Consider the following 14,347-nt stretch of genomic DNA (forward strand, 5'->3'; position numbering starts at 1 on the left):
TTCAGATATGTCGCTTCTGGCGAACAATCTGCAATCTCCTTCCGAAATACCACACAGGTACACTGAGTACATGAACCAGGCGCGTAAACGGAAACACCAGTAACAGCGTCATGCCAAAGAAAACATGTAGCTTGTAAATGATCCCGACCGGAGCTATCGCCGCAACCGCTTCCGATAATTGGAATGTCACAATGCTTTGCGCCCAGGTCGCAAGCAGGATCATGACCGAACCATCCATATGTGACATAGAGGAAAAGATCGTCAGCAATCCTAAGATCAACTGGACAAGCAACAGCCACAAAATGGCAATATCTGAACGGTTGCTGGTTGCCCGGATACGCGGATCCGTCATACGACGCCTGATCAGGTTAACCAGGCCATACAGACAGAGCAGGCCAAAGAAGCCGCCACTGACCATAGCAAGCAGTTGCTTGGCAGATGAAGAAATGAAGTTGTGGTAAACCGCTTCTGGCGTAAGCAGGCCGACAAAATGACCCAGCAAAATGAAAATAATTCCGATGTGGAAGCAGTTACTGGCGATACGGAGATCATTGCGTAGCAACTGACTTGATCCCGCTTTCCAGGTGTACTGCTCCCGATCAAACCGTATCCAGCTGCCCACAATCAAGACGGCAATGGCAATGTAGGGATAAATCCCGAATAACAAGGTATTAAAGTAAGACATAATTACCCCTCCACTCTGTCTATAGTGTCTTCATTGTCGTCTAATGGATTGCTGAACGGATTTTCAGGGATCCAGGTAACCGGTATCGCTTGCTCATTTTCTCTCAGCGGCTGGACTTGTGCCGTTTGAGGTCGGCAGGTAGTTTCAGGCGACTGATTAGCCATGAAGGTTACTTGCTCAGCCTCCCATACTTCGTCCATCGCTTCGAAGGTATCATCGCGTTTCTCTGCTGCGACTTCTGCTTTTAATTTGGCTTCATCGACTTTCACACCACCGATAATCATGAGTGCATCAAACAGCGACGCATACAGGCTGTCACGCTCATGTAGGCGCGCACTGAGTAACCCTAATATATGCCCGACATCAGCCAAACCTTGTCGGGCATCAATATCTGGTTGATGTGCCAAGTACTCTAAATACAGCGGAATATAATCAGGCAGTTCACGAACTGCGATATCAAAGCCACTTTTCTCATAGTTAGCCATTAAATCAACCATGGCCTGTCCCCGCTCGCGACTGTCACCATGTACATGCTCAAACAGCAGCAATGAGAGGGAGCAACCACGGTCAAACAACACACCGTACTCCTCTTGCACCTGCATCAAATCACGGCGACAGACAGAATCGACCAGCGTCATCAGCTGCGCCCTTGCTTCGGGGGGAATTTGCCTGGCTTGGCGTATTTCAGTATCCAAAGCATCAGCATATTGCTGTAACTCAGGCTTGGGATAGTCCATCAGCAATGAGATCACCTTAAGAATATTCATCATTTTTCATCCCACTCCTGCACCGTATGAATGACATCCCTGCGGTTGATTTTTTTACCACCAAACATATTGATATCGCTGGTCCCTGTCGCACATCCATTGCCAAAGCTGAACCCGCAACCGCCTCGCTCGGCAAAAGCCTGATGCATAGCATCCTCGCGGTGGGCCGTTGGTATCACATAGCGATCTTCATAGTTTGCGATGGCCATATAACGGTACATCTCTTCAACCTGCTTTTTACTCAGGCCGACCGATTTCAGTACCTCCAAATCCTCCACTTGTTCCACATGCTCGGCACGTTTATAGGCACGCATCGCCAGCATACGTTTCAACGCCAATGTGACAGGTTTTTCGTCCCCGGCGGTTAATAAGTTCGCCAGATACTTGATGGGGATGCGTAATGAGTCGACATCGGGGATAACACCGTCCATGCCAACATGGCCTGCTTCGGCCGCCGACTGGATCGGACTGAGCGGTGGGATATACCAGACCATAGGCAAGGTGCGATATTCCGGGTGGAGGGGCAGTGCCACCTTCCAGTCCATTGCCATTTTGTAGACCGGCGATTGTTGTGCTGCGGTGATAACCGATTCTGGAATACCGTCTTTGCGTGCCTGAGCGATCACTTCTGGATCGGATGGATCAAGGAATACCTCTAGTTGTTTTTCATAAAGCTCGGTCTCCCTTCTGGTACTGGCCACTTCCTTGATGCGGTCGGCATCGTAAAGCAGTACCCCCAGGTAGCGAATACGTCCGACGCAAGTTTCTGAGCACACCGTTGGCATACCCGCTTCAATACGCGGGTAGCAGAAAATGCATTTTTCTGACTTGCCTGACTTCCAGTTGAAGTAAATCTTCTTGTAAGGGCAGGCACTGATACACATTCGCCAACCACGACACTTGTCCTGATCGATCAGGACAATGCCGTCTTCCTCGCGCTTATAGATCGAGCCTGATGGACACGAGGCCACGCACGCCGGGTTCAGGCAATGCTCACACAGGCGCGGCAGGTACATCATGAAGGTATTTTCGAACTCGCCGTACATCTCTTTCTGAATGTTGTCGAAGTTCTTATCTTTGCTCCTTTTGGCAAATTCGGTACCGAGGATTTCTTCCCAGTTTGGCCCCCACTCAATTTTTTCCATCCGCTTGCCGGTGATCACCGAGCGCGGACGAGCAACCGGCTGGTGTTTTCCTTCTTCTGCGCTATGCAGGTGCTGATAATCAAAATCAAACGGTTCGTAATAATCATCAATCTGCGGTAGGTCTGGGTTGGCAAAAATATTGGCCAACAGACGGAATTTCCCGCCAATACGCAACTTAATCGAATCAGCCCCATTGAGCTGCCAGCCGCCTTTCCACTTATCCTGGTTCTCCCACTCTTTGGGAAAACCAATTCCGGGTTTGCTTTCAACATTGTTAAACCAGGCGTATTCAACCCCTTCACGAGAGGTCCAGACGTTTTTGCAGGTTACTGAACAGGTATGACAGCCGATACATTTATCGAGGTTCAGCACCATGCCTACTTGCGAACGAATCTTCATTGTGTCGGCTCCTTAAATGTCTTCGGGTAAGGTTTTCGGCAGGTCATGGCCATTTTCCCCATCCAGCCAGTCCACCTTGTCCATCTTGCGCACCACGACAAATTCATCGCGGTTACAGCCTACTGTGCCGTAGTAGTTAAATCCGTAGGCCTGCTGGGCATAGCCCCCAATCATATGGGTCGGCTTGGTTACGACCCGGGTGACCGAATTATGGTGCCCGCCACGCGTTCCCGTCATTTCTGATCCCGGAATATTCAATATCCGCTCCTGAGCGTGATACATCATGGTCATGCCTTCGTTAACCCGCTGACTGACAACAACTCGGCAGGCGATGGCGCCATTGACGTTAAACACTTCGACCCAGTCGTTGTCTTCAATTCCCACTTTCCGGGCATCAACTTCAGACATCCAGATGATCGGCCCGCCACGTGAGAGGGTCTGCATCAACAGGTTGTCGGTGTATACGCTATGGATACCCCATTTTTGATGCGGGGTGATCCAATTCAGGGCGATCTCCGGGTTACCGTTCGGTTTCTTGTTGATGATCGGGGTGATGGTTTTGGTATCGATCGGCGGGCGATAGCTGACAAACTGCTCGCCGAAGGCTTGCATCCAGGCATGATCCTGATAGTACTGCTGTCGGCCGGTGAGGGTTCTAAACGGGATCAGCTCATGGATATTGGTATAACAGGCGTTATAGCTGACATGTTCATCTTCCAAGCCAGACCAGGTGGGCGATGAAATGATCTTGCGCGGCTGGGCAACCACATCACGGAAGCGGATTTTTTCTTCCCGCTTGGGCTGGGCCAGGTGGGTGTGATCACGCCCGGTGAGCTTACTGAGTGACCGCCAGGCTTTCACCGCTACATTACCGTTGGTTTCTGGCGCCAGGGTCAGGATCATTTCGGCGGCATCAATGGCAGATTCAAGCTGCGGTCGTCCTTCACTGATCCCTTTGTCAGTCACGCAGTAATTAAGTTTCCCCAGCAGCTCAACATCGTCTTCTGTGTTCCAGCCAATACCTTTGCCGCCGTTCCCCAGTTTCTCGAGCAGCGGTCCCACCGAGGTGAACTTCTTATAAATGTTTGGATAGTCGCGCTCCACCACCACCATATTCGGTGCGGTTTTTCCCGGAGTGAGCGGGCATTCGCCTTTTTTCCAGTCTTTAACCTCCGTCGCCTGTCCCAATTCACCGGCAGTATCGTGCAGCAGGGGAACCGTCACGATGTCTTTTTCGACTCCCAGTACTCCCTTTGCCACTTCAGCAAAGGTTTTGGCTATCCCTTTATAGATATCCCAGTCACTGCGTGCTTCCCAGGCCGGATCCACTGCGGCAGTGAGTGGGTGAATGAATGGGTGCATATCTGATGTATTCAGATCATCTTTTTCATACCAGGTGGCTGTCGGCAGCACGATATCGGAATACAGGCAGGTCGATGACATCCTGAAGTCCAGCGTCACCACCAGGTCCAGCTTGCCTTCCGGCGCCTTTTCTTCCCATTTAACCTCTTTGGGACGAACATCATCGGGGCCATTTTCGTCATTCATTACCCCGTTTCTGGTTCCCAACAGATATTTCAGAAAATATTCATGCCCTTTGCCTGATGAGCCCAAAATATTCGAACGCCAGATAAACATATTGCGCGGGAAGTTTTCCGGGCTGTCTGGCTCTTCACAGGCAAACTTGATCTCACCTCGTTTCAGTTGATCAACCAGATAGTCTTTCGGATCTTTGCCTGCGGCTTCGGCCGCTTTGGTTACCTCCAGCGGGTTCATATTGAGCTGCGGTGCTGATGGCAGCCAGCCCATACGTTCAGAACGCACGTTCCAGTCGATCATATGCTCCGGAAAGGCATTTTTGTCAGCCAGCGGTGAGAGCACTTCTTTGGCATTGAGCTTTTCATGCCGCCACTGGCTGGTGTGGTTGTAGAAAAACGAGGTTGAGTTCATGTGACGTGGCGGGCGTGACCAGTCCAGGGCAAAAGCCAATGGTTGCCAGCCGGTCTGTGGTCGCAATTTCTCCTGCCCCACATAGTGGGCCCAGCCACCGCCGCTTTGTCCGACACAGCCGCACATCATCAGCATGTTGATCAAACCACGGTAGTTCATGTCCATGTGATACCAGTGATTCATTGCAGCGCCGACGATAATCATTGAGCGTCCTTGGGTTTTATCTGCGGTGTCGGCAAATTCGCGGGCTACCTGGATCACTTTGTCACGGCTGACCCCGGTGATTTCCTCCTGCCAGGCTGGCGTATAAGCCACATCATCATCAAAGTTAGCGGCGACATTGCCTCCGCCAAGTCCACGATCCAGACCATAGTTGGCCATCATCAGATCGTAAACTGTCGCCACTTTAACCTGACGACCATCAGCCAATTTCAAAGTACGCACTGGGACATGGCGGACCTGAACTTCATCCTGTTCATTGTGATTAAAATAGGTATGTGCCTGACCACCAAAGTAGGGGAAGCCTACCGGGGCAACCTTGTCTTCGGCATCTGGTGTATCGGGATCAATCAGACTCAGTTGTAGCCGGGTTTCCCGTTCATCCTCACCAGCTTCACGCTCTTCAAGGTTCCACTTTCCTTCTTCCCCCCAGCGGAAACCAACGGCGCCGTTTGGCGACACGATTTGACCGCTGATTTCGTCAAAGGCAACGGTTTTCCACTCAGGGTTATTATCCTGGCCCAGATTGTCGGCAAGGTCGGAGGCGCGAACGAAGCGAGTTGATTTCAATACTTCGTCTTTATGATCCTCCAGCATTACCAACATCGGCATATCGGTATACTGGCGGGCGTACTCGGTGAAGTACTTGCTGGGATTGTCAAGATGAAACTCTCGCAAAATAACGTGACCGAATGCCATCGCCAATGCCGCATCTGTCCCTTGTTTGGGGTTTAGCCACTGATCCGTCAGTTTTGACACTTCTGCATAATCGGGTGTGATGGAGACCGTTTTGGTACCTTTGTACCGTACTTCCGAGAAGAAGTGCGCATCGGGCGTTCGGGTTTGTGGGACATTGGAGCCCCAGGCAATAATATAGTTAGCGTTATACCAGTCAGCCGATTCCGGTACGTCAGTCTGCTCCCCCCAGGTCATTGGTGACGATGGCGGCAAGTCGCAGTACCAGTCATAAAAGCTCATGCACACACCGCCGATCAGCGACAAATAGCGCGAGCCGGCAGCATAAGAGACCATCGACATGGCGGGAATAGGGGAAAATCCGATGATCCGATCCGGCCCATGTTTCTTGGTGGTATAGACATTGGCGGCCGCAATGATTTCATTGACTTCATCCCAGCTTGAACGGATAAATCCCCCCATACCACGCTTGGATTTATATGACTTTGCTTGCTTGGGGTTTTCGACAATGGACGCCCAGGCATCCACCGGTGACAAACTGCGGCGAGCTTCACGCCATAATTTGAGTAATGGACGGCGAACCTTGGGGTATTTGATGCGGTTGGCGCTGTAGGTATACCAGGAATAACTGGCACCTCGGGCACAGCCACGCGGTTCATGGTTCGGCAACTCAGGACGGGTGCGGGGGTAATCGGTTTGCTGGGTCTCCCAGGTGATCAGACCGTTTTTGACATAAATTTTCCAGCTGCAAGAGCCCGTACAGTTCGCGCCATGGGTTGAACGCACCACTTTATCGTACTGCCAGCGGGAACGATAGCTGTCTTCCCAGGCACGGTTCTCATTGCTTACTTCGCCATGCCCGTCGGAAAATTCGCTCTGCTTTTTCTTAAAAAACTGAAGTCGATCTAGTATATGACTCATCGTTAAGCAGTCCTTATGCTTGTACAAATAAAAGCGTCATTGGTTAATTATCGCGACATCAATGACCCTGGTGTTTGGTGTTTGGCTGTGTCCTTTAATTATTTCTTACGGGTTTTTATGTTCAGCCCCCGGGCGTAAATAGAACCACCAGTTGATTGCGATACAGACGGCATAGAAAATTGCAAAGCCGTAGAGGGCATTTTCTGGTGTGGTTAATTTAATTTGTTCGCCAAGCACTTTAGGAATAATGAAGGCACCATAAGCTGCGACAGCTGATGTCCAGCCCAATACCGGACCGGCTTGCTCTTTATTAAATACCATTGAGATAGTGCGGAAAGTGGAGCCGTTACCGATCCCGGTCGCAGCAAACAAAATGAGAAACAAAATAAGGAAAGGAACAAAAAATTCTTCGGGCGTTGCCGAGCTATAGGCCGCCTTCATAAAGTAAGCAACCCCAAGCGCACTTGCTACCATGGTAACAGCACAAAACTGGGTCACTTTTGCGCCGCCAATTTTATCGGCAACCCAACCACCAATAGGGCGGATCAAAGCACCAATAAATGGCCCCATCCAGGCATACATCAAGGCACTCGGTCCATTTGGGTTGGCCAAATCATGATTCATTACCCCATCGACCATTACATGCTGGAAGCCAAAGATCACTTTGATTGAGAGGCCGAATGCGGCGGCAAACCCGATAAATGAGCCAAAGGTCATGGTATAGATAATGCTCATCACCCAAGTGTGGGTATTACCAAATATTTTGTACTGGCGGTTTAAATTTGTTCTCACCTGGCCAGGAAGCAGCTTCAGGCACATCACCGTCAAGACAACTACGATAGGTAATACGATCCACTTACTGACCGCCAAGCCTGAGCCTCCCACCTTTTCAGGCAACATCAGCCATAAGCCAAAAATCGAGGTCGCAAAGCCGATGAGTAACATCCCGCTAATAATGGAGAATGAACCGATAGGATTAGGCAGTTCAGGGGTAACATGTTCATCCTTGATATTGCTCATTCCCCACCAACCGACAATGGCTAACGGGATCAGAAATAACAACCAGACATAACCGGCGTTATGGATCCAGGCATCTGAGCCCGCCGGAATTTTGCCAATTAAGGTTCCCGAGGTGGTCACCAGCTCCATAGGTTCGCCACCAAACAGGCCAAAGGTCATCACCAAGGGCACTAATATTTGCATGGTGGTGACGCCAAAGTTGCCGAGACCTGCATTCAGCCCCAGAGCTAAGCCTTGCTGCTTTTTGGGAAAGAAAAAGCTGATATTTGACATTGAAGAGGCGAAGTTACCGCCACCAAATCCAGACAGCAGCGCGAGTCCCTGGAAAACCCACAACGGTGTATTTTTATCTTGCAGGGCAATACCCGTCCCGATTGCCGGGATCATCAGTAAGGCGGTGGTGAAAACGATGGTGTTACGTCCTCCGGCAAGCCGTATGAAAAAGCTGCTCGGAATACGTAGTGTCGCGCCAGTCAGCCCCGCCACAGCCATTAGGGTGAAGAGCTCAGACTTGGCAAACGGAAAGCCGACATTAAGCATCTGAATAGTGATAATGCCCCAATATAACCACACGGCAAAGCCACACAATAAGCTTGGAATCGAAATCCAGAGGTTGCGATTGGCAACCTGCTTGCCTGTACTCTCCCAAAACTCAGGATTTTCCACGTCCCACTTTTTAATCGCTGTCATGTTAATTTTCTCCCGTTTTTTAGGAGCTATTTATTTTTCATTGCCGTTCTGGCTGGCCTTGAAAGATAAGCAGACCCTAATAATGAATTAATATTCTTTTTCCAGTTCGGCAGATGTTTTTTCTTTTAACGGCTTTTCCGCTGATGGTGTTTCTGTTTGCTTTATTAATTGCAACTTCGCCTGCTGAGCATTTCTTACTCGTGCAAATGACCAGTGCATCCAAATTAAGGAAACACATGTTGCGCCATATAGGATCATAAAAATGGCAGTATTTACTTTGAATATATCAATGAAAAAGCCAAACATGACGGGGAGCAGGAAGCCGCCTAAACCACCAGCCAAACCGACAATACCGGAGACGACACCCAGGTTTTCCGGATATTCATCAGATAAGAACTTAAAAACAGAAGCCTTACCAAACCCCCAGGCGATACCCACAATGAATAGCAGGGCAGTGAATAACCAGACATTCAATCCAATATGGAAAGAGGTTGTGCCACCATCTGCGGTATAAATGGTTAAGTCTGTTTGCGGGTAGGAAAGAAGGAACAAGCATACCCAGGAGGTCCACATAACCCACCAGGTCACTTTATAGGCACCATATTTATCTGAAAACCAACCGCCTAAAGCCCGGATCACCCCCGATGGCAGGACAAAAATTGTTGCCAGCAGGGCGGCGGTTTGAATATCAAAGCCATACTCATTGATATAAAACTTGGTCATCCATAAAGACAAGGCAACAAAGCCGCCAAAGACAATGGAGTAGTATTGGCAGTATCGCCAGATATTTTTATCTTTCAGCACCTTCAGCTGATCCTTAAAGGTGACTTTAGAATCAACTTGGTGTGATGGATCTGTGTAGGTAAACATCCAGAACGCAATAACAGTGACAAACATAAATACCGCGTATACTTTAGGCACTGCTGTCCAGCCGTAAGCCACTACAATGGAAGGTGCAACAAATTTGGTTAACGCGGCGCCCGCGTTACCGGCGCCAAAGATCCCCATCGCAAATCCTTGCTTCTCTCTAGAGAACCATTTTGCGGTATAGCTGATCCCCACGGAAAAAGACGCACCAGCCAATCCGATAAATAATCCCAGGATCAAGAAATGCCAAAATTGGGTGGCTTCACTAATTAACCAGAGAGGTAAAACCGTAGTACACATCAGAACGAAATAAACTACTCGCCCGCCAAACTTATCTGTCAACATTCCAACAGGCAGACGAGCTAGTGAGCCGGTTAATATGGGCGTTGCAACCAATAAGCCAAATTGGGTTTCAGACAGAGATAAGAGCTCTTTAATGGGAATGCCGATAATAGAGAACATTACCCAGACGGCAAAACAGGCAGTAAAAGCGTAAGTATTCATCACTAAGACTGAAAGTTGTTTTTTCTTAACCGATGTCATGTTGTCACCTTCAAATAAAGGGTGTAACAACAATGTAGCCAAGCAATTAATAAGTTTCTGTTATGAATTTTATCTACAATGAATAGGAGACAGTAAAAAATACCACCATGGTGGTATTTTTAAATCATAGTTATAATATTGAATGTTAAGGATAAAATATTATTTATTATATTTTTGTTAGGTCTGTTTAATATTAGAACGACTATTCGGAGGTATCGATGTGTTAAAGGATGAAACCGTCGAGAATAATAAACGCTCTATTATATTCCGAGCCTCTCTGATCCTCTTCGGTGTAAGTATGCTGACGTTTTTTAGTTGGCTAGGCTCCGTTATTATCACAGAAAGTACTGATGGTGATGCTGCTGCAATTAATATTGCCGGCTCGCTACGAATGCAGGCTTACCGCATTGCAACTGTTGTGGCCCAGCCCGATACGGATATTTTACAGCTCAAAGCTGAAACTGAAGCGTTTCAGGCCCGTTTAAATGATCCAATCTTAAGTCAATATGTTCGCTTTTCTGGAGAACAGCACCCGCTCAACACCTCCTATCACGATATTTCTTTCTTCTGGGCTAATGAATTAAAGCCTCAGCTTGAGTCCAGCTTCACAATTAGCCCCGAGTCGAAACGACAATACCTGATGCGAGTTGATGATTTCGTAAATGATATTGACCACATGGTATTGCTGATCCAGCAAAAAGCGGAAGCCAAAGTTACCCTGTTACGGGTTGTCAGTGGCATCAGTATGTTTTTGGTTGTTTTGGTTATGGTATTGGCAATATATGGTTTGCGACTCACTGTTGTCTCCCCGCTAAATGATCTGGTATTGGCCGCAAATAAAATTCGCCAAGGCGACCTCTCGGCCCGGGTGACCTACAATGGTGACGATGAGTTGGGACTGCTGGGAGACTCTTTCAATCAAATGGCCGAAGAGCTGTCAGCCCTATATGTAAACCTAGAGCAACGAGTGACAGAAAAAACTCAAAAGTTGCTTCAGGCTAACAACAGCCTCGCCCTGGTTTACGATATCAGCCAGCGACTCAATTATGAGCAATATCCTGAGAAACAATTTACCGATATTCTTGAGCGGCTAGAGTCAGCTACATCACTCACAAATTTCAGGCTCTGCCTAAACCAACCAAATATAAAAAAATCCCTGCTGGTTACCAATACAGAGCAGATACATATAAAAAATGATGATAAACCTCAGGATAACTGCAAAACCTGTGGGATAAAAAGCTGTAGCAAAAGTGCAAAGTCCGCGCTTAATTTTCCGATCCGAGACAATGAAACCTTATACGGTACGTTATATGCCTGTACCCAGTCGCCTATTGAAACGTGGGAGCAACAGCTACTTGAAACCGTGGCGGAGTCGATTTCAACACGATTGAGGTTAAGCCAGTTTGAGCGAGAGCAACGCCGGGTGGCCCTTATGGAAGAGCGGGCTCTTATTGCCAGAGAGTTGCATGACTCACTGGCACAAGCCTTGTCTTACCAGAAATTTCAGGTGGCTATTTTTGAGGAGCTCTGGCGTAACAATGACTCACCGGAACATATTGAGGCTGTTATTGAAGATTTGAAAAACGGTCTGAATTCGGCTTACCGCCAATTACGTGAATTGTTAACCACATTCAGATTAACCATAGACGGTGCCGGGCTCGAATCTGCGTTGAAAAATACGGTAGAGGAATTTAACAATAAAGCCCAGTTTGTCATAAATCTTGACTACTCACTGTCGAACTGGCGTCTTAGCCCCAATGAAGAAGTCAGTATCATACAAATTGTCAGAGAAGCATTATCCAATGCCATGCACCACTCCGAAGCCAAACAGGTGTGCATTTCAATTTTTGATAAAAGGCATAACAGTATTGTGGTTCAAGTTCGAGATGATGGTATCGGTATTGATGATTTGACCCACAAGTCCGGACATTACGGACTCTCAATAATGAAAGAGCGGGCGGTAAGTATTCATGGCGATATCACTATTTCTCGGGTTTCACCAAGCGGTACCTGTGTGGAACTGATCTTTATTCCCGCATCCAGTCAGGAGTTTCCCAATGCAAGTTAACGATATGAAAAACGAGACAAAAACGACAACCGTCGTTATTGATGATCACCCAATGATGCGCCAGGGCGTAAGCCGGTTACTCGAGTTAAAGGGTAACTTTAAGGTTGTTGGTGAAGCAGGAAATGGTACAGACGCTCTGAAAGTGGTTCTCGAAGAGTGTCCGGATCTGGTGCTTTTGGATCTGAATATGGAAGGACTTAATGGCATTCAGACTTTGGAGTTGCTAAGGGAGAACGATGTTGAATCAACCATAGTGGTGTTTACCGTCTCCGATGATAATGACGATGTACTCAATGCCCTTAAAAGTGGGGCTGACGGTTATCTGCTAAAAGATATGGAGCCAGAAGATCTGCTAGCCCGCTTAAACGCCGCTATTAATGGCCAGGTTGTACTCAGTGATAAGCTGACCCACATTTTGGCAACCGCCTTGTGCCAGGGTAATAAACCTTCTCGTGAACCCGATATAAACAACTTAACCAAACGAGAGAAGGAGATCTTGAAGCAGATTGCCAACGGACAAACCAACAAGCATATTGCGCGTCAGCTTGATATCACAGAAGGAACCGTGAAAGTGCATGTGAAGCACCTTTTGAAGAAAATGAAGCTTCGCACGCGGGTAGAAGCTGCTGTGTGGGCAGTGAAAAATGATTTTGTTCATTAGGATGTTTTATACCAAACCCATCAATCACTATTCTGAACAAGACTCCCAGTGGTGCTCTGATTAGTTAGATAATGAATGGGTCTGGTATTACACATAGTTGGCTTATCTTTTACGCACAATTAAGCTATCGATATGACAAGCTCTTTACTTTTGGCGCGTGAAACGCAAGGAGTCATGCAGCGTTTTCTTTCTCCTTTGCTCAACACCGAGTCTCGGTGCTCGACCTCGCCTTCGTAATCAACCTGGCATTTTCCGCACATGCCCGTTTCGCAGGCTGAATCAATGGTTACCCCGTTATTTCTTAAGGCATCTAGCATAGAGGTTCCCGAATCCACCTCAACCTCTTGTCCTGTTTCTTTGATAGTGACGATAAAAGACTCATCGTCGCTTTGTTCTACGGAAAAGCTTTCGAAGTGGACGTGGTTATCACTCCAGTGGCTTGCGTTGTCTCTTACCCGTTGAACAAAGGCCGGGCTGCCACAGGTATAGACATGGTTACCTCTTACGTGGCTGTTTAGTAGCGCACTGATACTCAAAGGTTTTTTCAAGCTGTAGACAAAGACACTACCCGAGTACCTAGAGAGTTGGGTTCTAAAGGCATAATTATCAATATCATCGACACAGTAGTGAAGCTCAAAGGTTTCATTATTGTCCAAGGCTTCTTCAATCATCGGTAAGAAGGGAGTGATACCGATACCGGCAGCAACAAAAATATGATGCCTGTCTCTAGCCATATTAAAGTAGTTTTGCGGCGTCGAGACAGATAAGGTATCCCCAACTTGGACTTTTTCGTGCATGTACTTTGAGCCGCCACGGCTACTTTGGGCATAGCTCACCGCAATTTGATAGCTATCATCAGCCAGAGGTGCGCAGAGAGAATAAGCCCTAGATAGACCATTTGGTAATTGGAGAGTGATATGTGAACCCGCAGTAAATTCAGGCAAAGGCCCTAAATCTGTCCTGCTTAAAATAAACCTTTTCACACTGTTGGACTCTTCGATTATTTTAACAACTCGCATTTCAAGAAATGTATTGCTGCCGGATAAACGCCCGTTCCAGTCTTCAACATCATTATTATCCAAGCGGTGCCTGAATACGTTTTTCACCTCGTCGCCAAGCACATCTATGTCCGCAAGTTGTTCTGTTGCCTCTTTATTGTCAGGCTCTATGTAGAGGTAGTGTTGAACTCTGGCTATTGTCCACTGGGGGTAGGGGCGTTCGGTGACTTTGATTGTATCCCCCGAATTGATGGTGCCTTCTTTGATAACTCGGTAGAACCAACCGGTTTGGCAATTATCCTGTGAATAGCGTGACATTGTTGGTTCATTAAAACGGTGGTTGAGTTTAAAGCAGGGTTGTCTTGGTTGGGTAATTTGAAGCACAGCCGTTCCTGCCTTAACAATATCACCAACGCACATATTCTGTTCATTCATTCCGGCGACAACCAGATTTTCCCCAAACCCGCCATTGACCAGCAAGTGGCTGGAATGGGGAAACGTAATACCGAGCGATTGATAGTGCTCAGAATCGAACTGAAGAATTGCCCGCTCCTCACCACCGTGAAAAGACTCGGCTTGTTCATCACCGACAAGGCCGTTAGAGGTTACATGGCTGGTATCGACAGGAAGCTTGTCGATACCAGTATGAACTGAGAATATTTTTTTTATTTTGCCGAGTCGTATTTCATCGATGGTCGCGGCTGGGTACATAATGAGG

9 protein-coding genes are annotated in these 14,347 nt (G+C 47.8%); 2 read left to right on the plus strand and 7 right to left on the minus strand.

Translation table 11 applies throughout. The features are described 5' to 3' along the window. Nucleotide 1 precedes the first annotated feature (1 nt). The 6 genes from narI to MD588_RS09805 form a co-directional block, all read right to left on the minus strand. Nucleotides 2–685 (minus strand): respiratory nitrate reductase subunit gamma, encoded by a 684-nt coding sequence (narI, locus tag MD588_RS09780; protein ID WP_265696971.1) that lies wholly within the window; start codon nucleotides 683–685, stop codon nucleotides 2–4. 2 nt (nucleotides 686–687) lie between these two features. Next, entirely contained in the window at nucleotides 688–1,455 is a 768-nt protein-coding gene (gene narJ, locus MD588_RS09785) for a nitrate reductase molybdenum cofactor assembly chaperone (RefSeq protein WP_265696972.1), read from the minus strand. Further along, nucleotides 1,452–2,996, minus strand: a complete 1,545-nt coding sequence (gene narH / locus MD588_RS09790; RefSeq protein ID WP_265696974.1) for a nitrate reductase subunit beta — start codon at nucleotides 2,994–2,996, stop codon at nucleotides 1,452–1,454. The genes narJ and narH overlap by 4 nt, the downstream gene beginning before the upstream one ends. A gap of 12 nt (nucleotides 2,997–3,008) precedes the next feature. Then, nucleotides 3,009–6,782, minus strand: coding sequence for a nitrate reductase subunit alpha (locus tag MD588_RS09795; protein ID WP_265696976.1), 3,774 nt, complete (start codon nucleotides 6,780–6,782; stop codon nucleotides 3,009–3,011). A gap of 105 nt (nucleotides 6,783–6,887) precedes the next feature. After that, on the minus strand, nucleotides 6,888–8,492 hold the full coding sequence (locus MD588_RS09800; protein WP_265696977.1) for an MFS transporter: 1,605 nt from the start codon (nucleotides 8,490–8,492) through the stop codon (nucleotides 6,888–6,890). 87 nt (nucleotides 8,493–8,579) lie between these two features. After that, a complete protein-coding gene (locus MD588_RS09805) occupies nucleotides 8,580–9,902 on the minus strand; it encodes an MFS transporter (protein ID WP_265696978.1) in 1,323 nt (440 codons plus the stop codon). Between the two features lie 298 nt (nucleotides 9,903–10,200). On the opposite strand from MD588_RS09805, the gene MD588_RS09810 reads away from it, so the two are divergent. Both MD588_RS09810 and narL read left to right on the plus strand, forming a co-directional pair. Then, nucleotides 10,201–11,970, plus strand: a complete 1,770-nt coding sequence (locus MD588_RS09810; RefSeq protein ID WP_265696979.1) for a HAMP domain-containing protein — start codon at nucleotides 10,201–10,203, stop codon at nucleotides 11,968–11,970. Next, complete coding sequence (narL, locus tag MD588_RS09815; protein ID WP_322784241.1) at nucleotides 11,960–12,631, plus strand: two-component system response regulator NarL; 672 nt, start codon at nucleotides 11,960–11,962, stop codon at nucleotides 12,629–12,631. The genes MD588_RS09810 and narL overlap by 11 nt, the downstream gene beginning before the upstream one ends. Nucleotides 12,632–12,750: 119 nt before the next feature. Here the strand turns inward: narL and MD588_RS09820 are convergent, their stop codons facing one another. After that, complete coding sequence (locus MD588_RS09820) at nucleotides 12,751–14,340, minus strand: MOSC domain-containing protein (RefSeq protein WP_265696980.1); 1,590 nt, start codon at nucleotides 14,338–14,340, stop codon at nucleotides 12,751–12,753. Nucleotides 14,341–14,347: the final 7 nt, after the last annotated feature.

Origin of the sequence: Photobacterium obscurum, assembly GCF_026191635.1 — a bacterium.
Taxonomy (GTDB): Bacteria; Pseudomonadota; Gammaproteobacteria; order Enterobacterales; family Vibrionaceae; genus Photobacterium; species Photobacterium obscurum.

Bases quoted from the DNA above. Each gene is read 5' to 3' on its own strand.
- narI (WP_265696971.1), bottom strand. From the start codon at position 685: ATGTCTTACTTTAATACCTTGTTATTCGGGATTTATCCCTACATTGCC.
- narJ (WP_265696972.1), bottom strand. From the start codon at position 1,455: ATGATGAATATTCTTAAGGTGATCTCATTGCTGATGGACTATCCCAAG.
- narH (WP_265696974.1), bottom strand. From the start codon at position 2,996: ATGAAGATTCGTTCGCAAGTAGGCATGGTGCTGAACCTCGATAAATGT.
- MD588_RS09795 (WP_265696976.1), bottom strand. From the start codon at position 6,782: ATGAGTCATATACTAGATCGACTTCAGTTTTTTAAGAAAAAGCAGAGC.
- MD588_RS09800 (WP_265696977.1), bottom strand. From the start codon at position 8,492: ATGACAGCGATTAAAAAGTGGGACGTGGAAAATCCTGAGTTTTGGGAG.
- MD588_RS09805 (WP_265696978.1), bottom strand. From the start codon at position 9,902: ATGACATCGGTTAAGAAAAAACAACTTTCAGTCTTAGTGATGAATACT.
- MD588_RS09810 (WP_265696979.1), top strand. From the start codon at position 10,201: ATGCTGACGTTTTTTAGTTGGCTAGGCTCCGTTATTATCACAGAAAGT.
- narL (WP_322784241.1), top strand. From the start codon at position 11,960: ATGCAAGTTAACGATATGAAAAACGAGACAAAAACGACAACCGTCGTT.
- MD588_RS09820 (WP_265696980.1), bottom strand. From the start codon at position 14,340: ATGTACCCAGCCGCGACCATCGATGAAATACGACTCGGCAAAATAAAA.